Annotated in this window: 25 protein-coding genes and 1 riboswitch; of the genes, 7 read left to right on the forward strand and 18 right to left on the reverse strand. The window is 71.3% G+C overall.

The window, feature by feature from the left end:
- Positions 1 to 16: 16 nt before the first annotated feature.
- Together AB0O15_RS20705 and AB0O15_RS20710 are read right to left on the reverse strand one after the other, a co-directional pair.
- Positions 17 to 745 (reverse strand): HAD family hydrolase, encoded by a 729-nt coding sequence (locus AB0O15_RS20705; RefSeq protein ID WP_364320625.1) that lies wholly within the window; start codon positions 743 to 745, stop codon positions 17 to 19.
- Positions 742 to 1,035, reverse strand: coding sequence for an MTH1187 family thiamine-binding protein (locus tag AB0O15_RS20710; protein WP_364320627.1), 294 nt, complete (start codon positions 1,033 to 1,035; stop codon positions 742 to 744). Before AB0O15_RS20710 ends, AB0O15_RS20705 begins: the two co-directional genes overlap by 4 nt.
- Before the next feature lie 212 nt (positions 1,036 to 1,247).
- Between AB0O15_RS20710 and AB0O15_RS20715 the strand changes: the two genes are divergently transcribed.
- Positions 1,248 to 3,269: a hypothetical protein gene (locus AB0O15_RS20715; protein ID WP_364320629.1), complete on the forward strand. Its 2,022-nt coding sequence runs from the start codon at positions 1,248 to 1,250 to the stop codon at positions 3,267 to 3,269.
- Between the two features lie 110 nt (positions 3,270 to 3,379).
- Here the strand turns inward: AB0O15_RS20715 and AB0O15_RS20720 are convergent, their stop codons facing one another.
- The 3 genes from AB0O15_RS20720 to AB0O15_RS20730 all read right to left on the reverse strand — a co-directional run bounded on the left by AB0O15_RS20720 (position 3,380) and on the right by AB0O15_RS20730 (position 5,916).
- Positions 3,380 to 3,955 carry a hypothetical protein gene (locus AB0O15_RS20720; RefSeq protein WP_364320631.1) on the reverse strand — a complete coding sequence of 192 codons (576 nt, stop codon included), beginning with the start codon at positions 3,953 to 3,955 and terminating at the stop codon, positions 3,380 to 3,382.
- Between the two features lie 9 nt (positions 3,956 to 3,964).
- Positions 3,965 to 4,573, reverse strand: a complete 609-nt coding sequence (locus AB0O15_RS20725) for a response regulator transcription factor (RefSeq protein ID WP_364320633.1) — start codon at positions 4,571 to 4,573, stop codon at positions 3,965 to 3,967.
- 293 nt (positions 4,574 to 4,866) lie between these two features.
- A complete protein-coding gene (locus AB0O15_RS20730) occupies positions 4,867 to 5,916 on the reverse strand; it encodes a sensor histidine kinase (protein ID WP_364320635.1) in 1,050 nt (349 codons plus the stop codon).
- Between the two features lie 72 nt (positions 5,917 to 5,988).
- Here AB0O15_RS20730 and AB0O15_RS20735 point away from each other — a divergent pair, with 72 nt between their 5' ends.
- Positions 5,989 to 6,606, forward strand: coding sequence for a maleylpyruvate isomerase N-terminal domain-containing protein (locus tag AB0O15_RS20735; protein ID WP_364320637.1), 618 nt, complete (start codon positions 5,989 to 5,991; stop codon positions 6,604 to 6,606).
- Between the two features lie 379 nt (positions 6,607 to 6,985).
- The gene (locus tag AB0O15_RS20740; RefSeq protein ID WP_364320639.1) at positions 6,986 to 7,207 is read left to right on the forward strand and encodes a hypothetical protein; all 222 of its coding nucleotides are present in this window, start codon (positions 6,986 to 6,988) and stop codon (positions 7,205 to 7,207) included.
- Between the two features lie 16 nt (positions 7,208 to 7,223).
- On the opposite strand, the gene AB0O15_RS20745 is transcribed toward AB0O15_RS20740, so the two are convergent.
- The 6 genes from AB0O15_RS20745 to AB0O15_RS20770 all read right to left on the reverse strand — a co-directional run bounded on the left by AB0O15_RS20745 (position 7,224) and on the right by AB0O15_RS20770 (position 12,743).
- Positions 7,224 to 7,439: a hypothetical protein gene (locus AB0O15_RS20745; protein WP_364320641.1), complete on the reverse strand. Its 216-nt coding sequence runs from the start codon at positions 7,437 to 7,439 to the stop codon at positions 7,224 to 7,226.
- A 175-nt stretch (positions 7,440 to 7,614) separates the two neighbouring features.
- Positions 7,615 to 7,992, reverse strand: coding sequence for a hypothetical protein (locus tag AB0O15_RS20750; RefSeq protein ID WP_364320643.1), 378 nt, complete (start codon positions 7,990 to 7,992; stop codon positions 7,615 to 7,617).
- 200 nt (positions 7,993 to 8,192) lie between these two features.
- Positions 8,193 to 9,878, reverse strand: a complete 1,686-nt coding sequence (locus AB0O15_RS20755) for a histidinol-phosphatase (RefSeq protein WP_364320645.1) — start codon at positions 9,876 to 9,878, stop codon at positions 8,193 to 8,195.
- A 108-nt stretch (positions 9,879 to 9,986) separates the two neighbouring features.
- Positions 9,987 to 10,784 carry an energy-coupling factor transporter transmembrane component T gene (locus AB0O15_RS20760; RefSeq protein ID WP_364320647.1) on the reverse strand — a complete coding sequence of 266 codons (798 nt, stop codon included), beginning with the start codon at positions 10,782 to 10,784 and terminating at the stop codon, positions 9,987 to 9,989.
- The gene (locus tag AB0O15_RS20765) at positions 10,781 to 12,166 is read right to left on the reverse strand and encodes an ATP-binding cassette domain-containing protein (RefSeq protein WP_364320649.1); all 1,386 of its coding nucleotides are present in this window, start codon (positions 12,164 to 12,166) and stop codon (positions 10,781 to 10,783) included. The genes AB0O15_RS20760 and AB0O15_RS20765 overlap by 4 nt, the downstream gene beginning before the upstream one ends.
- Positions 12,159 to 12,743, reverse strand: coding sequence for an ECF transporter S component (locus tag AB0O15_RS20770; RefSeq protein WP_364320651.1), 585 nt, complete (start codon positions 12,741 to 12,743; stop codon positions 12,159 to 12,161). The genes AB0O15_RS20765 and AB0O15_RS20770 overlap by 8 nt, the downstream gene beginning before the upstream one ends.
- Positions 12,741 to 12,843, reverse strand: a riboswitch (TPP riboswitch). (Overlaps the previous gene by 3 nt.)
- A gap of 52 nt (positions 12,844 to 12,895) precedes the next feature.
- On the opposite strand from AB0O15_RS20770, the gene AB0O15_RS20775 reads away from it, so the two are divergent.
- Together AB0O15_RS20775 and AB0O15_RS20780 are read left to right on the forward strand one after the other, a co-directional pair.
- Entirely contained in the window at positions 12,896 to 13,714 is an 819-nt protein-coding gene (locus tag AB0O15_RS20775; RefSeq protein WP_364320653.1) for an alpha/beta fold hydrolase, read from the forward strand.
- Between the two features lie 51 nt (positions 13,715 to 13,765).
- Positions 13,766 to 14,278: a DUF6328 family protein gene (locus tag AB0O15_RS20780; RefSeq protein ID WP_364321289.1), complete on the forward strand. Its 513-nt coding sequence runs from the start codon at positions 13,766 to 13,768 to the stop codon at positions 14,276 to 14,278.
- On the opposite strand, the gene AB0O15_RS20785 is transcribed toward AB0O15_RS20780, so the two are convergent.
- From AB0O15_RS20785 to AB0O15_RS20815, 7 genes are all read right to left on the reverse strand, one after another.
- Entirely contained in the window at positions 14,238 to 14,852 is a 615-nt protein-coding gene (locus AB0O15_RS20785) for a hypothetical protein (protein ID WP_364320655.1), read from the reverse strand. The two genes, AB0O15_RS20780 and AB0O15_RS20785, sit on opposite strands and share 41 nt — an antisense overlap.
- Entirely contained in the window at positions 14,849 to 15,244 is a 396-nt protein-coding gene (locus AB0O15_RS20790) for a transcriptional repressor (protein WP_364320657.1), read from the reverse strand. The genes AB0O15_RS20785 and AB0O15_RS20790 overlap by 4 nt, the downstream gene beginning before the upstream one ends.
- A complete protein-coding gene (locus AB0O15_RS20795; protein WP_364320659.1) occupies positions 15,241 to 15,546 on the reverse strand; it encodes a metalloregulator ArsR/SmtB family transcription factor in 306 nt (101 codons plus the stop codon). Before AB0O15_RS20795 ends, AB0O15_RS20790 begins: the two co-directional genes overlap by 4 nt.
- Positions 15,539 to 16,402: a metal ABC transporter permease gene (locus AB0O15_RS20800; RefSeq protein WP_364320661.1), complete on the reverse strand. Its 864-nt coding sequence runs from the start codon at positions 16,400 to 16,402 to the stop codon at positions 15,539 to 15,541. The genes AB0O15_RS20795 and AB0O15_RS20800 overlap by 8 nt, the downstream gene beginning before the upstream one ends.
- Positions 16,402 to 17,181, reverse strand: a complete 780-nt coding sequence (locus tag AB0O15_RS20805; protein ID WP_364320663.1) for a metal ABC transporter ATP-binding protein — start codon at positions 17,179 to 17,181, stop codon at positions 16,402 to 16,404. The genes AB0O15_RS20800 and AB0O15_RS20805 overlap by 1 nt, the downstream gene beginning before the upstream one ends.
- Positions 17,182 to 17,266: 85 nt before the next feature.
- Positions 17,267 to 18,187 carry a metal ABC transporter substrate-binding protein gene (locus tag AB0O15_RS20810; protein ID WP_364320665.1) on the reverse strand — a complete coding sequence of 307 codons (921 nt, stop codon included), beginning with the start codon at positions 18,185 to 18,187 and terminating at the stop codon, positions 17,267 to 17,269.
- Between the two features lie 72 nt (positions 18,188 to 18,259).
- Entirely contained in the window at positions 18,260 to 18,514 is a 255-nt protein-coding gene (locus AB0O15_RS20815) for a DUF6703 family protein (RefSeq protein WP_364320667.1), read from the reverse strand.
- 37 nt (positions 18,515 to 18,551) lie between these two features.
- Here AB0O15_RS20815 and AB0O15_RS20820 point away from each other — a divergent pair, with 37 nt between their 5' ends.
- Positions 18,552 to 18,893: an antibiotic biosynthesis monooxygenase gene (locus AB0O15_RS20820; RefSeq protein ID WP_364320669.1), complete on the forward strand. Its 342-nt coding sequence runs from the start codon at positions 18,552 to 18,554 to the stop codon at positions 18,891 to 18,893.
- Between the two features lie 16 nt (positions 18,894 to 18,909).
- On the forward strand, positions 18,910 to 19,491 hold the full coding sequence (locus AB0O15_RS20825) for a hypothetical protein (protein WP_364320672.1): 582 nt from the start codon (positions 18,910 to 18,912) through the stop codon (positions 19,489 to 19,491).
- The last annotated feature ends 49 nt before the right edge of the window (positions 19,492 to 19,540 follow it).

The raw sequence follows: 19,540 nt of genomic DNA on the forward strand, positions 1-19,540 counted from the left end.
GTCGGATTATGTCGGCTCAACCCACTATCGTGCGCACTGCGTGGTCCACATCGGATAAATCGGGCAAAACGGCTTGGGCGCCCGCGTGGTGGAGTTCGGCCGCCGTGGTGCTGCCGGTGGCCACGCCGACCACGGCCACGTCGTTGGCCAGCGCGGCGGCGACGTCGTTGACGGTGTCGCCCACGACCACGGCCCGGAACGGTTCAGCGTACTTGTCATGCGCCCGTTCCAGGCTGCGCCGCACCAGGGTGGCGCGGACGGCGTGATCCCCGCCGTACCCGCCGATCTCCTCGTCGAAGACGTCATGCAACCCGAATGCCTCCACCTTGGCCCGGGCCACCGGCGCCAGATTGCCGGTGACCAGGGTCTGCACGATCCGCGGATCGGCGGCCAGCCGGCTCAGCACCTCGCGGACGCCCGGCATGAGCGCGCCCTGCTCGGCGAACAGGTGCCGGTCGTGTTCGATCCGGCGGAGGTAGAGGTCGAAGAAGGACTCCGCGGTGTGGTCGGTCACGCCGTGCACCCGGAAGACCTCGGCGCAGATGTCCAGGTCGGTGCGGCCGCCGAACTGCGGCGTCTCGCGCCACTCCAGGCCGGTGAGCTCGGCGAAGGCCGCCTTCCAGGCCCGGGCCGTGACGCCGCCGCCGTGCAGCAGCGTCCGGTCGATGTCCCACATGACCAGCGTGCGTCTCGCCTTTTCGCTCCGGCTCGCCTTTTCGGCCCGGCCCGGCTCGCTTTCGCTCACTCGGCCAGCCGGCGCTCGATGTGGGCGACCTTGGCGTCCAGGGCGCCGGTCACGCCCGGCCGGATGTCCGCCTTGAGCACGACGCTGACCCGGGGCGCCGCCTCGGCCACCACATCCACGGCCCGCTTGACCACGGCCATCACCTCGTCCCATTCACCCTCGATGGTGGTGAACATGGCATCCGTACGGTTGGGCAGCCCCGACTCCCGGACCACCCGCACCGCCTCGGCCACCGCGTCCCCGACCGATTCCCCCACGCCGAGCGGCGTCACAGAAAACGCAACCAACATGCCTCCACCGTAGGTCGTTCGCGGGCCGGACCAGCAGGATTGCACGCATATAAATATCGGTCCATGCCGCACATGTGCGGCATGGACCGGACCTTCCCCCCGACTCACACTCGTCGATGCGAGCGATCAATAGTCAGGGAGGAACATTGACCAGATCAATCCGAAGTAGGGGGCGGCCGCCACGGCTGGCCGCGGCCCTCGTCGGTCTGCCGGTGGCGTTCGCGTTCATCGCGGGCGGTGGCACGGCGGCTCACGCGCGTACTCTGGCCGCTCCGCAAAAGGCGCCGGCCGCGAGCGACTGCCTTCAGCTCGACGCCGGCAGCGGTTGCAACCTCGTCATGACCCGGCCGGACGGCAAGACCGTGCAGCTGTCGCTGGCGATCGCCGAGGTCCGGCCGGCCGCCGACAAATCACAGCAGGTCGTTCTGGCGGTGTCCGCAGTGGACACGGCCAAGGCCTCCACCACGGACCTGTCCACCACCACAGAGACGTCGGCCACCGCCACCGACCTGGCGATGTCCGAGCTGGCCATGTCCGAGGCGCCCAGCATCAGCCTCAATGCGACACAGGCGACGCCGGCCATGGGGGCTGCGCCGGGTGGGCGTGCTCCAGCCCCCGGCACCAACCCGGCCGGCCGGCCCAACGGCACCGCGCCGACGCCGCCGCTGCCTACCGTCACGGTCACGGTCGCGAGGGGCGTCGGCGCTTCGTACAGCTATGACCCGAACACCGGCTCACACACGGTGCTGGGCGTCTGGGGCAACAAGGTCGGGATCTCCACCAACGAGATGCCGCCGTCCACCGCGACCGGTGTGGGCTTCGTGGTGCAGGCGGAGATGGACTGGCTGGGCTTCACGTTCCAGTTCTCCCTCCGGGTGGGTCTGGACGGCAAGGTCAGCGGGCGGGTCCAGGGCACCCGCCCGATCGGCATCAACGCGGCCGGCGGCAAGACGAAGGTCGGCGGTGGCGCGAACTTCTCGATCGACAGCAAGGGGGTGCACGTCACCGGGGTGGCCGGTGCGGGCAGCGCCACGACGAAGACCGAGAAGCCGGCCAAGGGAAGCGCGCTGGAGTGGGTGCAGTCGCTCGTGCCAGGCTTCTTCGCGGGTGCGGGAGTTACCTACACCCCTGAGAAGACGCCGGCTCAGCCGCAGCAATCTGGGCAGAATCCGCCGCCGGCGCCCGCGGCGAGTCCGCCGCAAGCGTCGCCTGGCAATCAGCCAGACCCTGGTTCCGGGAGTACGTCCATTCCGGACGCTGGCAACCAAGGGGGCGGTGGCGGTTCTGGTCAGGGCGGCGCGAGTGGCGGCTCCGGTTCTGCGTCCGGTTCGGGCTCCGGCTCTAGTTCGGGTTCCGGTTCCGGCTCTGGTTCGGGTTCCGGCTCTAGCTCCGGCTCTGGGTCCGGTTCCGGTTCTGGCGTCGGCGGTGGTGGCACCGGCCAGAGTGATGGCACTGGTGGTGCTACCGGTCAGAGCGGGACTCCCAGCAACAGTGGGCAGAGCAACGAAGCCCCAGCCGGGCAAGCACCGCAGGGCGAGGTGTCGCCTGCGACGGGAGCTGCTGCGGCGGCTGGACGTGACATAGGCCCGACCCTGCATCAGCCGGATGTTCCGGGCATGCCGAAAGACACCCTGCCACCGCAGGACTTGAACGCCCCGGTGGCAGAGAACGACATGGTCGACCAGTACACCTCGGACTACACCTCGGCCCAAGCGGACGACGTCGACAGCGAAGACGTCGCCGCGGACACCGCCGCCGAGGACTCCGACGACAGCCAGAGCGAAAGCTCTGACTCGTCGGATGCTGACGGCTCCGACGCTGCGGAGGGCTCTGCCGACGGTGATGTGTCCGATGCCGGAGACACTTCTGCCGATGGTGACGGGTCCGACGCTGGAGACACTTCGGCTGCGGGCGACAATTCCGCCTCGAGCGGCGAGGGCGCCGACGGCGGGGACGGTTCCGCCACTGGTGGGGAGAGTTCCGCTGGTGGGGAGAGCTCCGCTGGTGGGGACAGCTCCAGCGGTGGGGACAGCTCCAGCGGTGGCGACAGCTCGGGGGGTGGCAGCACTGGCTCGAGCAGCCACACCCCCGGCAACAGCGGGTCGTCTGCCGGCGACGGTGGCTCTGACGGCGGTAGTTCTGCCGGTGACGGTGGTAGCTCCGGCGGTGACGGCGGTAGCTCCGGCGGTGACGGCGGTAGCTCCGGCGGTGACGGGGGCGGATCGGGAGACTGATCCGGGCACCGAATGTCGGTAAGCGAGTAGGGCGCGGGTGGGCCACGTATCTGGCTCACCCGCGCTTCGCGTCTGCCCCCGCTCGACCCGGCCGGCATGAGGCTCGGGTGTCAGGGTCGGTCACGGCCGGTCACCCAGTCCCGTATCGCGGCCGAGGTCTCGTCGACCGTGCGACCGGTGGTGTCGAACACCGGGACCGGCCACTCCGCGGCATGCGACGGCCAGCGATCCCAGGCCATCTCCGCCCACCCGCCGACGGTCAGAATCTCGGGGTGATGGCCCGGGTCGGCCGCGTGGCCGCGGTGCCATTGACCCCACTTGACGAACGCCTCGTGCTGGGCCGGCGACCACTTGCCGGGATCGCGGCGCTCGAGCCGACGAACACGTTCGTCATCGGCGACGTCGAGCACGCAGGTGGCCAGGCCGTCCAGGAGCGGCGCGGACGGCGCGGCCAGCACCTCGCCCAGCGGCGACTGCCCCAGCAGGACGACGTCGATGTCCCCCGCCTGGTAGGCCAGCACCCGCCGCAGCCACGTCTCCAGGCCACGTTGCCGCCACTTCAGGTCCGCGCCGTCGGGCACGCCGAGCTCGTCGAAGTCGTGCACCACGACGCCGGGGATCGTGCCGCAGGCGCGCGCCGCGGTCGTCTTGCCGGAGCAACTGGAGCCGGCCACTGACCAGAGCATGCCCCGACGCTACGTGAGCAGACCGCGCTGGTAGGCCAACGCGACCGCCGACGCTCGATCGCGTGCGCCCAGCCGGTCGTAGATCTGCTGCAGGTACGCCTTCACGGTGGCCTCGCTGACGAACAGCTCGGCGGCCGCCGCCCGGTTGGTGGCGCCGCCCGCGACCAGCCGGAGCAGCTCGACCTCGCGCGGTTTGAGCAACGGCTCCGCCGGTTCGCGTACGCGGTCCATCAGCCGCCCGGCCACCTCGGCCGCCAGCACATGCTCCCCGCGGGCCGCCGCCCGTACCCCATCCACGATCTCGCTCCGGGAGGAGTCCTTGAGCAGATACCCGGCCGCGCCCGCCTCCACCGCCGGCACCACGTCGGCGGAGGACGCATAGGTGCTCAACACCATCACCCGCACCGCCGGCGCTACCTCCCGAAGCCGCCGAATCGCCGCGATCCCATCCAGCCGCGGCATGTGCAGATCCATCAGAACAACATCAACATCGTTCCCCTCCGCGTACGCGACCGCCTCAGCCCCGTCCCCCGCCTCGGCGACCACCGTCAGGCCCGCGCTGGTGAGCAACTGCCGCAACCCGTCCCGATACACCGGATGGTCATCCACGATCAGCACCCGCGGCTCCCGCCCCTCCGGAGCCGCGCCTCTTGCGCCGGCCGCCCGTGACCCTTCCGGGTCGGCGCCTCGCCCGCCGGTCGCGCCTCCCGTGCGTGGCCCTTCCGAGTCCGCGCCGCGCCCGGCGACCGCGCCTTCCGTGAGGGGCGCGTGTGGCTCGCCGATCGCGCGGCCCGCGAGAGGTGCGCTTGGCCTTCGCGGATCTGGACCCCTCCCGCCGGCCGCGCCTTCCGTGCGAGGTGCCTGCGGCCGGCCGGTCGGGTTCGTTGCGGGACGTGTGTGCGGCTTGTCGGTCATGCGCTCACCGGGATTGCGGCTCGCACCGCTGTTCCCGCACCCCTCTCGGTTTCGACCTCGACCGTGCCACCCAGCGCGCCCGCCCGCTCGCGCATGCCGGGCAGGCCGAACCCGCGACCCCGACCTGGCGTCTCATTCGGGTCAAACCCGACACCATCATCGCGTACGTCGAGCACGACGCGATCGTCCAGACAGGACAGTGTCAGCCGGACCCGGGTGGCCTGGGCGTGCTCGGCCACGTTGGCCAGGGCCGACTGCCCGATCCGGTAGACGGCCGCGGCCACCGGCCGGCGCATCGGCGGTGTCACGTCACCGGCGAAGGTCGCGTCGATCCCGGTGTCGGCCGCCCACTGTTTGACCAGGCCGTCGAGCGCGTCGGCCAGGGGCACACCGTCCAGTGGCGCCGGGGTGAGCGCCTGCACCGACCGCCGCGCCTCGGCCAGGCCGCTACGAACGAGTTCACGCGCGCGACGAACGCGTTCGTCACGATCGCCTTCGGCTTCCAGCAACGCGACCGCGGCGCTCAGGTCCTGGGCCAGGGTGTCGTGCAGATCCTGGGCGACGCGTTGCCGTTCGGCGTCACGCGTCTGCTCGACCAGCCGTCGCTGCAACGCCCGGTTGGCGGCCAGCGCGTTCTGCAGGGCGGTGCTCTCCCGGACCAGATAGAAACCGGCCACCACCAGCGGCGGCATCAGGCTGATCAGGATCGGCGCGACCTCGGCGGTGAGCCCGGTCTGGGCCAGGGTGAGCACGACCGCCCCGATCGCCGACCAGGCGAACGCCCAGCGGCTGGAGAACAGCGCGAAGGCGTGCAGGAAGACGATCCAGATCCCGAAGACCACCCACGGATCCGTGACGAGGGCGACCGTCATGAGGGTCAACAGTCCCACGTAGTAGACGAACGCGTTCGTGACGATCCAGTTCGTGGCGAAGCCGGCGGCCACCAGGTAGGCGACCAGAAGCAGGGCGGCGATCGAGGGTGGCCAGGCGGTAGCACTGGCCGTGGCCGTCACGCCCGCGGCAATCCACGCCGTCCGCCGGAACACCCCGGGCTTGTTACCCAATATTCGGATTCCGACTCATGAGCTCCTGACCGCCCGTGATGGGATCATGACGAGATGCTCACTGTTCTCGATGTGCTGCGGGGCGAGGTGGACGCGCTCATCCACGCGCTCGGCGACCTGCCGGCGGCGGCGTGGGAGCGGCCCACCCGCTGCGCGCCGTGGCTGGTCAAGGACGTCGTAGGCCACCTGGTCACGACGATGTCCCGGTTGCCCGGCATGATCGCCGGCCCGGCGCCCACGGTGGCCTCAGTGACCGCGGCGGACTACTACCGCGCCGGCAGCCGCTTCGCCGGCGACACCGACGCCGACCGCATCGAGTCCGCCCGCCGCCGTGCCGCCTCGGCCGACCCCGCGACCCTCGTCGAGGCGTTGTCCATGGCCTGCCATGAGTCGATCTCGCTCGGCGCCAACCAGCCGCCGGCCCGCGTCGTGCAGACCCGCCACGGCGACGCGATGCTGCTCAGTGAGTTCCTGTCTACCCGCGTCGTCGAACTGGGCCTGCACGGCCTCGACATCGCCGACGCCGCCGCCCGTCCACCATGGATCACCGCCGCCGCCACCGACCACCTGCTGCGGTTGCTCTTCCCGGACACCGCACCAAAGATCGCCCTGCTCCGCCTGGCCACCGGCCGTGGCCCCGAGAACCGCCTGACCTTCGGCCCCGACTCCTGACCTCCGCCACGCAGCCGCCAGTCGACGCGTCGCTCGTGGTTGTGCCGCCAAGACGTGGTTGAGCGTCGTTGGCCCGGCCAGGTCTTGCGGCGCGTCCTCCGCGGGTTTGCGGCGCTGTCAAGAGCGCGTTTGAGCGGCGGATAGGCGTCGTTGGGCCGATCGGGTCCTCGCGGCGGGTTGCTCGTGGTCGGCGGTCGGGTCCTGGCGGCGGGTTGCTCGTGGTCGGCGGTCGGGTCCCCGCGGCGGGTCACTCTTGGATGTGACGGCCATCAAAAACGCGGACTCCGTGCGCCGATTCGTCGCGGTCAGGCCGATGTAGCCACTCGGTCAATCCCACGAGTGACATACAAACCTTCGCGTTCGCGATAACGTGCCGGATGTGTCCGATCCATACGCATCTCTGCCCGACGACAACAACGAACCGGACCACTGGGTGCTAGACCTGCCCGACAACAACAACGACGAACCGACCCATTGGGTTCTGGACCTTCCGGACGACTTCTACGGGGACGCCGCGTACGTGCCGCTCCGGGATCAACCTCTGCATCTCCGGCCGTTCGGCGTCTTCGACGAAGTCCCCGGCATGCGCACCCTGAACTGAGCGTCGCCGGAGGTGGTCACCCGGTGTGGATGAAGGTGACTTCCTGACGGGCCAGGTCGACGCCGTCGACTCTCCAGCCGGCGTTCATCCACGCATGCGCCTGCACGTGGTTGCCGCCGATCTCGTTGCTCCACCAGGCTTGATAGCGAAAGGCGCTGCGCGGCAGCTGCGCGTCGATGATTCCCTCGAATCGCAGGAATGACATCCGCACGACGCTTCGGAAGCGGGCCACGCGCGGCCCGAAAGAAGAAGGCGGAGCCGCCTGAGGGATGGCAGAAGGAGTAGGGGCCGCCCGAGGACGAAAGTAGAAGTAGCGGTCAGCCCGCGGGATGGCAGAAGAAGTGGCTGACCGACTGCCGGGACGACAGAAGAAGTGGCGGGGTCGCTTTGGGGCGACCCCGCCAAACTCAGTGGACGGCGCAGCAGGGAGTGGGGTTGCGGGTCTCGAACGGGACCACGTGACCGTCGGCCGCCGGCATCACCGTCAGCACCAGCTCGCCGTTCCGCCAGATGGGGCGGACGAAGTCGCAGGTGTCGAGGATCAGGGACGGGTCGGCGGGGCCGCTGCCCAGGATCTCGACGTGGTCGATCGCTGACGTGGCCACCACCTGGGCGAGCGGCATCGAGCCGGTCAGCTCGTCGACGCCGGGGTAGCGCACCGCCCTCGCCCCCTCGCGGGGAACCGTCACGACCTCCACGTGCGGCTGCGGGAGGTAGACCAGCAGCGTGCACGCCGTCGCCGGCACCGGGTCGCTGGTCGCGATCCAATGCTCGGCGGCGGCCACGTCAGCGAAGGACGCCGGCGCGGTAGGTGAGGACGCCGGCGCGTGAGAGGAGGCCGCCGGCGTGGAAGGTGAGGACGCCGGCGCGTGGGAAGAGGCCGCCGGCGTGGAAGGTGAGGACGCCGGCGCGTGGGAAGAGGCCGCCGGCGTGGAAGGCGGGGGTGGCGCGGGAGGCAAGGAGGGCGGGGAAGCGGGGGATGACGTCACTTGGGCAGGACCCAGATCGGGTTGGAGTAGAACCAGAGGTCGCCCCACGGGTCGGCGTTGCCGATGGCGTCGAGGGCGGGCCCGAACGGGTCGGTGGCGGCGCCCATCAGGCCGGGCTGGGTGCGGTTGCCGTCGGTTCCGCGTACCCGGAGGTAGAAGGGCTTGTCGAGGCGGCCGAGCTGGTAGCGGACCGTCAGTCTGCCGGTGCGGGCCGAGACGTCGAAGGACTTGACGACCTTGGTGTCGGGCGCGGTGAACTGGTCCTTGCCGGCGGCGGGACCGGTGACCGTGCCGACGATGACGTCGACGCGCTCGAGGACCGGAACGAACTGGCGCCAGTTCGGGATGTCCTGCAGGTCGATGTCGAGGGCCAGCTCGGTGGCCACGCCCTTCTTGACGCGGAGGACGCCGCCGAGCGGGGTGCCCGCGCCGGACGAACCGGCGATCCGGACCCGCGCGTCCAGGTTCTTGATCAGGCGACCGTGGTCGACCCAGACGCGGCCGTCGCGGAGCCCGTCCATGACCGCGCGGTAGCTGCGGTTGCGGGCGCCCACGTTGGTGCGGCCGTAGAAGCCGGGCCAGAAGTCGCCGGCCGACGTGTTGACGACACCGGTGTAGACCGGGTCGTTGTGCCGGCCGTTGGCCTCGAAGTCGCCGCCGGGGCCGCGGTCGGACTGGTCCAGGTAGTTGACGTGGCTGTCCGAGTTGACCGTCACCCACCAGGCCCGGCCCTCGGCGAGCAGGCTGTCCCACAGGCCGCCGACCGTGGCGGTCATCCAGTCGAAGCCGCCCCACGTGCGGTAGCTCTCCGGCGGGTAGCCGGGGAACGACGCGGCCGACGGGTTGTTGTCGTAGTAGCCGCGGGCGCCGCCGCGACCGTTCGGGGCGGGGATGCCGGCGGCCTGGTGGCCGGGTGCGCCCTCCATGCCGATCGCGACCGTGGGGTCGGCGTCGCGCCAGTTGCGGATCTCGTGCGGCGAGTCGATGCCGCGGCGGGCCGGGTGGTTGGCCAGGAACAGCGCGCCCTCGACCTTGCGGGCCCGGACCTGCTCGCCGAGGAACTGGATGCCGGCGATGGCGGCGGCCTCGTTCTGCTCGTTGGTGTTGGTGGCGGGCAGCTGCGATCCGTCGTACGCCTGCTCGAATCGTTTGAGCACGTCGACCTCGTTGCGGCCGGGGTGCACGAAGACGGTCGCATGCTCGGCGCCGGGGATGTTCCACTCCAGACCCTGGAAGGTGAGGAGCTCCGGCAGCGCGGACCGGGTGTTCAGGATGTCCGGGTTGACCTTCTCCACACCGATCTTGGCGTGCGCGTTGCTGCCGTGGTCGGTGATGACCAGCCAGTCCAGCCCGTACGCATGACCGTGTTTGGCCTGGTCGATGACCCGGTACTGTGCGTCCGAGCTGTACTGGGTGTGAATGTGGTGGTCACCGGCGAGCCAGGTGAGACCGCCGGTGGAGGGCTTGTCCGGCGACGACGAGGCGGCGACGGCGGGGGACGAGGGCGAGGCGAGCACGGACGCGGCCGCGCCGGCGCCGAGAAGACCGGCGCCACGCAGGAAACCACGCCGGGAGACGTCCGCGGGTGACAGCTCCGCGTCGGGGATGGTCAGATCCAGAGCCGGGGGTACGTCCGAAGTGCCGCCGACGTGGTCGTGATGGTGGTGGTGGCCGTGACCCATGGGTTGAGCTCCCAAATGATCAAGAGGGTTGACTGCACGAGCGTCCCGGCAGCATCCCAACGCCACATGTCGTGCGTCTGACCTGCGGGCGAACAAGCAAGGCAGGCCTCAGCCGATGATCGGCCGGAACAGTCCGGTCACGACACTCGCGGCGACCGCGGCGGCCGAGAGCAGGGCCGCCGCGACGATCAGCGTTCCGTCGGCCGGGCCGAAGATCTGCCTGCGGGCGTACGTCCGGGGGGTGCCCGAATCGAACCCGCGCGCGTCCATCGCGGTGGCCAGCCGCCCGCCCCGCCGCAACGCCCCGACCAGCAGCGCGAACGCCGTCGAGGCGAAGAGCCGCAGCCGGGCGACCGGGTTGCGCCCGGCGTCCAGTCCGCGGGCCCGCCGGGCCAGGGTGAGCGCCTGCCACTCCTGCCCGAGCAGCGGCAGCAGCCGGAACGCGGCGAGCGCCCCGATCGCGAACCGGGCCGGCGCCTTGGCATTCTGCACCAGCGCGTCGGCCAGGTCGGTGGGGTCGGTGGTGAGGAACACGACGACACCGGGCAGCGCCACCGCGAACACCCGCAGCACCAGCCCGAGCGCCCCGAGCAGCACCCCGGTGGTGACGTCGACCGGCCCGACCGCGAACAGCAGAGCGCCACTGCGGTCGGCGGCGAACAGCACCATCGTGACCAGGATCCCGCCGGCCGCGAGCAGCAGCGGCCACACGCGCCGGGCCAGCTCACGCGCCGAGACGCCGAACAGCGGCAGGACGGCCAGCTCGATCGCCAGCCCGAGCGCGGGGGTGAGCGGGTCCAGTGTGGACACCAGGGGCAGCGCGAAGATCAGGGCGGCGGCCAGCTTGGCGACCGGGTTGCGGCGCGCCAGGGGTGCGGTGGCCGAGGTTGTCGCCGGAGCGGTCATGTGTCGTCCCGGGAGAGAACGTGCGTCCGGTCGGACAGTGACGAGACGAAGTCGGCGTCGTGGGTGACCGCCACGATGCCGTGCCCGTCGTCCCGCAGCGACGCGAACAGCGTGGCCAGCTCGATCCAGGTGCGGCGGTCCTGGCCGAAGGTGGGCTCGTCCAGGACCAGCAGCCGCGGCGCGCGGGCCAGGGCGGTCGCCACGCTGAGCCGCCGCGCCTCGCCGCCGGAGAGCGTGTGCGGGTTGGCGTCGGCCAGATGCGAGAGCCGCAGACGCGACAGCAGATCGTCGACCCGCGAGGCGACGGTGGGGGAGACGCCGGAAAGGGAGAGTTCGTCGCGGACCCGGGACGTGACGAACTGGTGCTCCGGGTTCTGGAACACCGACCCGATGCGCCCGGCCAGGTCGCGCGCCCGCCACTGCCAGGGCGAGCCGCCCGGCGCGGCCCACACACGACCCGAGGTGGGCCGGAGCAGTCCGCCCAGGAGCAGCGCCAGCGTCGACTTGCCCGCGCCGTTCGGTCCGGTCACCGCGAGGATCGACGCCTCGTCGGCGGACAGCGTGACCTGACGAACGCGTTCGTCGAAAGAGGCGTGCTCCGCGCGTACCAAAGGGGAACCGGGCGGAAGAACGGCCGGGAACCGGGGCAGCGGCCGGCCTGGCACCCAGACCCCGTCCGCCGCGAGTTGGTCGCCGTGCGCGTCGAAGACCGCGGCCGGCGGCCCGTCGGCCCGCACCCCGCCGCCCGGCGACAGCACGATCACCCGGTCGACCAGCGGCAACGCCTCGGCGACCCGGTGTTCGACCAGGATCATCGTGGTGTCGCGGCCGACCGCCCGGGTCAGCGCCGCGCGGATCAGCGCCGCGCCGTCCGGGTCGAGGTTGGCGGTGGGCTCGTCCAGCAGCAGCAGCCCGGGCCGCAGCGCGATGACCCCGGCCAGGGCGAGCCGTTGCGCTTCGCCGCCGGAGAGCGCGGCGGTGGGCCGGTTCAGGGGGTACGGGAACCCGACGCGATCGAGCGCGTCACTGACCCGGGCCCAGATGTCCTTGCCGGGCACCCCGCGGTTCTCCAGCCCGAACGCCACGTCGTCGCCGCTGCGCGCCATCACCAGCTGGGTCTGCGGGTCCTGGAACAGCAGCCCGACCCGCTCGCGGGCCTTGCGTGGTTCGAGCCCGTCGATCTCGACGCTGCCGGCCGCCTCACCCGAGTCGTCCGGCAGCAGCCCGGCCAGCGCGGACAGCAGCGTGCTCTTGCCCGCTCCGGACGGGCCGAGCAGCAGCACCCGCTCGCCGTGGGCGATCCGCAGATCGACCTCGCGAACCGCCCAGGCGCGCCGACCGGCGTGTCGCCAGCCGAACCCGCGGAGGACGACCTCAGACAAGCGCGCGTTCTCGCCCGGCGCCGAAGCGGTCGAGCACGCCGGTCGGGGCGAGCGCCTTGACCAGCGCCCAGCTGCCGGCGCCCGCGACCACGGTGCTGCTGACCATGGTGAGCAGCGCGTACGGGACGCGGTAGTCCCACAGGTCGTACGCCGCGTTCCAGGCGAAGAAGTCGAACAGCGCCGCGCTGACGCCGGTGAGCAGGCCGGCCAGCAGCGCGGCGGGCAGCCGCCAGGAGCGGTAGAGCAGGATCGCGAAGGCCAGCTCGGCGCCCAGCCCCTGCACCAGGCCCTGGGGGATGACCAGCGCGCCCCATTGCGCGCCGAGCAGGGCCGAGATGGTCGCCGCCACGGCCTCGGTGAACAGGGCCGCGCCGGGTTTGCGGATGATCAGGCCGCCGAGCACGGCCGGGATGAGCCAGACGCCGTAGAGCAGCGTCTGCGCGGGCGGGAAGAACGCGAAGGCGCCGCCGGTGGCGCCCCAGAGGATGTTCCACGCCCAGAAGATCACGCCGAACGCGACGGCGATGACCGCCGCGATGACGATGTCGATGGTCCGCCAACGATTGTCACGTGCCATTGGATTCCTCCAACTCCCTGCGCCGGCATTACCCGGATCAGGTTCGAGGGTCTGCGGTTGCCCGCACTCTCAGCGCTTGTGCGCTCCCCTGTCGGAACTATGTTGGGATGAAGCTAACACCGTACGGCCGTACCAGGAAGGAGCCCCGTCACATGCAGGTCGAGGCACGTGGATTCAAGTTCGACGTGGTCGTGGAGGGCCCTTCCGACGGCCCGGCCGTGCTGCTCCTGCACGGCTTCCCCCAGGACCACCGGGAATTCGAGCCGATGCTGCCGCGGCTGCACGCCGCCGGCCTCCGGACGTACCGCTATGACCAGCGCGGATACGCTCCCGGAGCACGCCCGGCCGAGGTGTCGGCGTACCGGCTGAACGAGCCGGTGGCCGACGCGGTGGCGATCCTGGACGCCCTGAACATCGAGCGGGCGCACGTGATCGGCCACGACTGGGGCGCCCAGGTCGGCTGGCTGCTCGCCGACGGTCATGCGGATCGGGTGCACACGCTGACCGCGGTGTCCGTGCCTCATCCGCGGGCGCTCGGGCTGGCCCTCCGGGTCCGGGCGTCGCAGCGCGCGCGGTTCGCGTACATGGGCGTGTTCCGGTCGCCGGTCGCCGAGCGGCTGCTGCTCGCCCGCGACGGCCTGGTGCTGCGGCAGATGATGAAACAGATCGGAAGCCGGGCCACGCTGTACGCCGACGCGATGCGCGAACCGGGCCGGCTGACCGGCGGGCTGAACTGGTACCGGGCGCTCGACCGCGAGGGGCTGACCGGGGTGGGCACGACCCAGGTGCCCACCACGTACGTATGGAGCGACAAGGACCCGGTGGTCGGCCTGACCGCCGCGCTGCGTACCGCCGACTGGGTGGACGCCGACTATCAACTGGTCGCGCTGAAGGGGATCAGCCACTGGGTGCCCGAGGAGGCGCCGGACGCGCTGGCCGACGCCGCGCTGGCCCGCATCGGCGGCGTTTGATGGCGCCCTGAGCGGGGAAAACTCCCGGCCATGCCGCCGGAGAAGAAGAGCATGCCCGACGAGCCGGAGAAGAAGCGCTGGGACCGCAACTTCGCCGACCTGCTGCAGGAGCTCCGTGTCGCTCAGACCGGCGTGCAGATCCTCTTCGCGTTCCTGCTCACCCTGCCGTTCAGCAGCGGCTTCCCGAAGACGACGGCGTTCCAGAAGGACACGTACGTGGTCGCGCTGGTCACCGCCGCCTTCGCCACCGCGATGATCATCTCGCCGGTCGCCTTCCACCGCGCGCTGTTCCGCCAGGGCCGCAAGCCCGAGCTGGTCCGGTTCGCGCACCGGATGGCCACCGGCGGGCTGGCGTTCATGCTGATCTCGATGGTGAGCAGCGTGCTGCTGATCACCGACTACCTGCTGACCCTCCTGCCGGCGCTGATCATCACCGGCGCCACCGCGGTCTGGTTCCTGGTCTTCTGGTGGCTGCTGCCGGTGGTGCGCCGCAACTGGGGCGAGGACGAGGACAACGACGGCTTCATCGACGACGCCCCGAGGGAGTCAGGCCAAGGCGATTGAGTTCCAGCGCGGCCAGCGAGTTCACCGCGTCGGCGTCACCGTTGCGCCAGGACTGGGCGATGTCCGGGCCGAGCCGGGTGAGCTTGTTGAGCGGCTGCGACGACAGCGCGCGCAGGGCGAGCAGGTCCTTGCCGGCCGGTTGGTCGCGCACCTTGGCCGCCACCCCGGCCCGCCGCATCCACCGCACCCGCAGCGGCAACCAGAGGAACAGAACCAGGGCCAGGGGTACGGCCACCAGCAGCAGAGCCAGCACGACGGCCAGGTTCTGGACGATCTCCTGCTGCTCCCGCCCCGCGTCGGCCAGCGAGCGGGCCGCCTCGGCCGCCTTGGTGAACGGCGCGGTCAGCTGGTCGCCGACCAGGGGCACCCGGCCGACCTTGCCGCCCGCGTCGGCCAGGTTGTCGGCCAGGCCGGTGCCGGCGCCCTCCAGCTTCTGACCGGGTACGCCCAGCTTGAGCACCAGGTCGTGGACCCAGAGGCCGGCGCGGATCCAGGCGTACACCCAGATCACCACCGCGAGATCGGTGAGGAGTTGACGGATGGCGTGGGGTAGCCGGTCGGCGTAGAGCTTCACTTATTGCCCGCGCACTCGGTGCAGGTCCCGAAGATCTCCAACGTGTGCGACACGTCCTGGAAGCCATGTTGAGCAGCCACCTTGTCGGCCCAGGACTCCACCGCCGGGCCCTCGACCTCGACGGTACGGCCGCAGGACCGGCAGACCAGATGGTGGTGGTGACCCTGGCTGCAGCGGCGGTAGAGGTGTTCGCCGCCGGGCGGGCGCATCACGTCGATCTCGCCGGCGTCGGCCAGCCCCTGCAGGGTGCGGTAGACCGTGGTCAGGCCGACCCGCTCACCCCGGTCGCGCAACATCGCGTGCAGGTCCTGGGCACTGTGGAAGCCCTCGACCTCGGCGAGGACGGAACTCACCGCACTGCGCTGGCGGGTGTTGCGTACCACCTCGTTCACGAGCGGGCCTCCCTGGCATGGCTGACGGCGTCGGCGACGATGTGGGCGATGTGCTCGTCCACCAGCGAGTATGCGATCTCACGCCCCCGCCGCGCGCCTCGCACCACCCCGGCGCCCCGCAGCACCCGCAGGTGTTGAGACACCAGCGGCTGTGGTGCGCCGAGCTTCTCCACCAGCTCGTGCACGCAACGCTCGCCGACGCCCAACTCTGCCACAATCGCCACCCGGATCGGCGCGGAGAGGGCCCGGAGGAGTTCCCCCGCGCCCTCGTACGCCTCGTACCCGGTCGTCGCCTCAGCCATGCAACACCACGTCCGGGGGTTCCCGTTCCTCCAGCTTGGTGTGGTTCCGCGCCCGGTTTCGCAATGCCCCGGCCACGGTCAGGGTCAGGAACAGCACCAGCGCCACGATCACGATGGTCGCGCCGGGCGCGGTGTTGACCTCGGCCGACAGCGCCACGCCGGCCGCCGCGGCCACCACGCCGGCCGCCATCGCCACCGCCATCGTCGTCCGGAAGCCCCGCGTGACCTGTTGCGCCGCGGCCACCGGGACCACCATCAGGGCCGAGATCAAGAGCAGGCCGACGGTGCGCATGGCGATCGTGACGGTCACCGCGGTGGTCACCGCGAGCAGAAGATTAAGGGTACGGACGGGAAGGCCGGAAACCCGCGCGTACTCCTCGTCGTCGCAGACCGCGAACAGCACCGGCCGCAGCAGCAACATGGCCGCGAGCACGGCGACGCCGAGCACCGCGATCACCACCAGGTCGCCGCCGGACGTGGTGGTCAGCGAACCGAACAGGTATTGCACCAGGTTGGCGTTGCCGCTGTCGTCGGAGAGCCCGACCAGCACCACGCCACCCGCGATGCCGCCGTAGAACAGCAGCGCCAGGGCCAGGTCGCCGGAGGTGCGGCCGCGTTCCCGGACCAGCTCCACGCCGACCGCGCCGACGGCCGAGACGATCACCGCGGTGAGTACGGGGGACTGGTTGAACAGCAGGCCGACACCGACGCCGGTCAGGGCCACGTGGCCGATCCCGTCACCGATCAGCGACAGCCGGCGCTGGACCAGGTAGATGCCCAGGGACGGCGCGGTGACCCCGATGATCAGCGCGCCGGCCAGGGCCCGGAGCATGAAGTCGTAGTTCAGCAGATCCATCAGTTGCGTACCCGATCCGTCGGCGCGACACAGATGCCGGGCCGCTCCGCCTCGGCGTGCGGGTGGACATGGTCGTGCTCCGGGTCGGCGTGGTGGCCGGCCGGGTCGGGCACCGGGCCGTCGTGGGCGATCCGGCCCTCGTGGACCACCACGGCCCGGGTGATCAGCGGCCGCAGCGGGCCCAGTTCGTGGGCCACCAGCAGCACCGTCCCGCCGCGCTCCCGGAACCGGCCCAGCGTGGCCGCGAACGCCTCCTGGCTGGCCGCGTCCACCCCCGCCGTGGGCTCGTCCATGATCAGCAGGTCGGGCTCGCCGGCCAGGGCCCGGGCGATCAGCGTGCGCTGCTGCTGGCCGCCGGACAGGGTGGACACCGGGTCGCCGGCGCGGTCGGTCAGCCCGACGTCGGCCAGCGCGGCCTTGACCGCGGCCCGATCGGCCGAGCGGGAGAAACGCAGCACGCCCCGGCGGGCCAGGCGACCGGCCGCGACCACCTCGCCGACCGTGGCCGGGACGCTGCTGCCGGCGCCGACCCGCTGCGGGACGTAGCCGACCCGCGCCCACTCCCGGAACCGGCGGCGCGGCGTGCCGAACAGCTCGATCTCGCCCCGGGACAGCGGCACCAGGCCGAGCACGGACCGCACCAGCGTCGACTTGCCGGAGCCGTTGGCGCCCAGGATGGCCACCACGGTTCCGGCCTCGACGCCCAGGGTCACGTCGTGCAGCACCTCACGGGCGCCGTACCCGACGGCCGCGTTGGTCACCCGGACCGCATCAGTCATGCTGAGCCTTCTTTGTCATGCCCTCGTGGCCCTCGCGTTGCGGCGCCGTTCTCCGGCGTCATCACCTGCCGCTCGGTGCAGTCGGTCATGACGTGCACCCTAAAGCTTCGGTCAGCGCCGTGAGATTCGCCCGCATCATCGTGAAGTAGTCGGCGTTCGGATCGGTCTTGCCCTCGATCGGGTCGAGCACCGCGGTCCTCGCGCCGACCTCCTTGGCGATGGTCTCGGCGACCTTGGGGCTGACCAGGGTCTCGAAGAAGATCGTGGTGGCGCCGGTCTCCTTCGCCTCCTTGGCCACGTCGGCCAGCCGCTGCGGCGAGGCCTCGGCCTCGGGCGAGATCCCGGTGATGCCGACCTCGTGCAGGTCGTAGCGGGCGGCCAGGTAGGCGAAGGCGGTGTGGCTGGTGACGATCTCGCGGCGCTCGCAGGTCTTCAGCCGCGCGGCGTACTCCTCGTTGAGCTTGTCCAGCTCGGCGTGCAGGGCCGCGGCCCGGGCGCGGTGGTCGGTGGCGTGCGCCGGGTCGGCCTGCGCGAGGCGGTCGCCCAGCTGGTCGGTGATCGTGGCGAAGCGGACCGGGTCGAGCCACACGTGCGGGTCCTTGCCGCCTTCCGCGTGCTCCCCTTCTTCTTCGCCGCCGTGCTCGTGACTCTCCGCGGCCGCCAGCAGCTCGACGGTGCTGCCCACGTCGAACCCCTTGTCGCCGGCCTCCTGACCGACCGCCTGGTCGACCGCGGGCTGGAACCCCTTCAGGTAGACCACCAGGTCGGCGTCGCTGATCGTGCCCACCTGGCGAGGGTTCAGCTCGACGTCGTGCGGCTCGGCGCCCGGCTTCGTGAGGTCGGTGATCGCGACCTGGTCACCGCCAATGCGCTGGGTCAGGAACTGCAGCGGATAGAACGCGGTCACCACCTGGGGGCGGTCGTCGCTGCTGCCGCTGGCGCCCGAGCCGCACCCGGTCGCGACGAGCAGCACGGACAGGGCGGCGATCGCGAGGCGCGTTCTCATACCGGCAACTGTCGCCGACAATGACAATGATTGTCAAAAACGCATGCGTTCACATGCTCTTGGCGATCACCGTCACATGCTCTTGGCGATCACCGTGGCGAACAGGAGAACGAGGAGAACCACGCGGACGACGCGGGTGGCCGGCTTCTGCACCGGCCAGGTGGTGAAGGTCAGCACGGCCAGGCCGACGCCCAGCACGAACAGCACGGCCGCGCCGATGATCCCGGGCAGGAAGAGGCCGGCCAGCAGCAACGCCAGCGCTCCCACGAAGGCCGCCGTCGGGCTGACCCGGGCGAGCCGGCGAAGGAGGTTGTCGGACGATGTCACCGAAGGCTCCTGATCTGACGTGCGTACGCTGAATCACATGCTCGTGCTCAACCGCTTCGTGGTCCCTGACGGCGCCGAGGACGGCTTCGCCGAACGGGGGCACGCCGCCCTCGCCGCGCTCGCCGCCAGCCCCGGATATCTCTCCGGGCGCCTGACCCGTGCGCTGGACGATCCCGCGCACTGGGCTCTCGTCACCGAGTGGGAGTCCGTGGGAGCCTACCGGCGGTCGCTGGGCCGCTTCGACGTCAAGGTCCACGCCACCCCGTTCCTGTCCCAGTCGCGCGACGAGCCGTCCGCCTTCGAGACACTGGCCAGCGCCGCGCCCGGCGCCGAGGTCGCCGTGGTGGCCAGCGACCGGGCCGCCGAACCGTGGCGATGACTACTACGCTGGATTCATGACCCAGGTCCCGCCGGCTGTTCCGGGCGCCTACCCCGGCAGCGCTCCGCCGGCCCCTGTTTTTCCGGCCTCCGCTCCGCCCGCTGGTGGGTCGGTCGCTCCGGCGCCGCCGCGAGGGCCCGGTGTCGTCCCGCCGTTCCCGGCGCCGCCGACCGAGGGCCGCCGCCGGCGCGTCGGGCTGGGTCTGGGCATCGGTGCCGGTGTGCTCGTGCTCGCCTGCGGCGGCGGGGTGGCCGCCGTCGCCGGGCTGGGCGTGGTCATGACCAACGCGCTCAACGAGCAGGCCCAGGTCGTCATCGGCGACTACCTGACCGACGTCAAGGCCGGGCGCTTCGGCGAGGCGTACGACTCCCTCTGCGCCCGCACCCGTGCCACCGTCACCAAGTCGGAGTTCACCACCGACGCACAGACCGGCACACCCCTCGAATCCTGGAGCATCGGCGACCTCGACCTGGCCAGCGTCGACCTGGCCGTCCCGGTCGACGTCAAGTACTCCGACGGCAGCACCGGCGAGCTCGAGGCCCGCCTCGGGCAAGACCAGCAGACGGGCCAGTTCCAGGTCTGTTCGGTCGAGGAGTAATCTCCGGAGCTGTCCGTTTCCCACCTACCGTCCCCGCCGACAAACCAGC

It is taken from the genome of Actinoplanes sp. NPDC089786 (assembly GCF_040684855.1).
Lineage (GTDB): Bacteria > Actinomycetota > Actinomycetes > Mycobacteriales > Micromonosporaceae > Actinoplanes.

Bases quoted from the DNA above. Each gene is read 5' to 3' on its own strand.
- AB0O15_RS20805 (WP_364320663.1), bottom strand. From the start codon at position 17,181: ATGACTGATGCGGTCCGGGTGACCAACGCGGCCGTCGGGTACGGCGCC.
- AB0O15_RS20770 (WP_364320651.1), bottom strand. From the start codon at position 12,743: ATGGCACGTGACAATCGTTGGCGGACCATCGACATCGTCATCGCGGCG.
- AB0O15_RS20810 (WP_364320665.1), bottom strand. From the start codon at position 18,187: ATGAGAACGCGCCTCGCGATCGCCGCCCTGTCCGTGCTGCTCGTCGCG.
- AB0O15_RS20780 (WP_364321289.1), top strand. From the start codon at position 13,766: ATGCCCGACGAGCCGGAGAAGAAGCGCTGGGACCGCAACTTCGCCGAC.
- AB0O15_RS20775 (WP_364320653.1), top strand. From the start codon at position 12,896: ATGCAGGTCGAGGCACGTGGATTCAAGTTCGACGTGGTCGTGGAGGGC.
- AB0O15_RS20720 (WP_364320631.1), bottom strand. From the start codon at position 3,955: ATGCTCTGGTCAGTGGCCGGCTCCAGTTGCTCCGGCAAGACGACCGCG.
- AB0O15_RS20825 (WP_364320672.1), top strand. From the start codon at position 18,910: ATGACCCAGGTCCCGCCGGCTGTTCCGGGCGCCTACCCCGGCAGCGCT.
- AB0O15_RS20710 (WP_364320627.1), bottom strand. From the start codon at position 1,035: ATGTTGGTTGCGTTTTCTGTGACGCCGCTCGGCGTGGGGGAATCGGTC.
- AB0O15_RS20795 (WP_364320659.1), bottom strand. From the start codon at position 15,546: ATGGCTGAGGCGACGACCGGGTACGAGGCGTACGAGGGCGCGGGGGAA.
- AB0O15_RS20800 (WP_364320661.1), bottom strand. From the start codon at position 16,402: ATGGATCTGCTGAACTACGACTTCATGCTCCGGGCCCTGGCCGGCGCG.
- AB0O15_RS20760 (WP_364320647.1), bottom strand. From the start codon at position 10,784: ATGACCGCTCCGGCGACAACCTCGGCCACCGCACCCCTGGCGCGCCGC.
- AB0O15_RS20755 (WP_364320645.1), bottom strand. From the start codon at position 9,878: ATGGGTCACGGCCACCACCACCATCACGACCACGTCGGCGGCACTTCG.
- AB0O15_RS20735 (WP_364320637.1), top strand. From the start codon at position 5,989: ATGCTCACTGTTCTCGATGTGCTGCGGGGCGAGGTGGACGCGCTCATC.
- AB0O15_RS20820 (WP_364320669.1), top strand. From the start codon at position 18,552: ATGCTCGTGCTCAACCGCTTCGTGGTCCCTGACGGCGCCGAGGACGGC.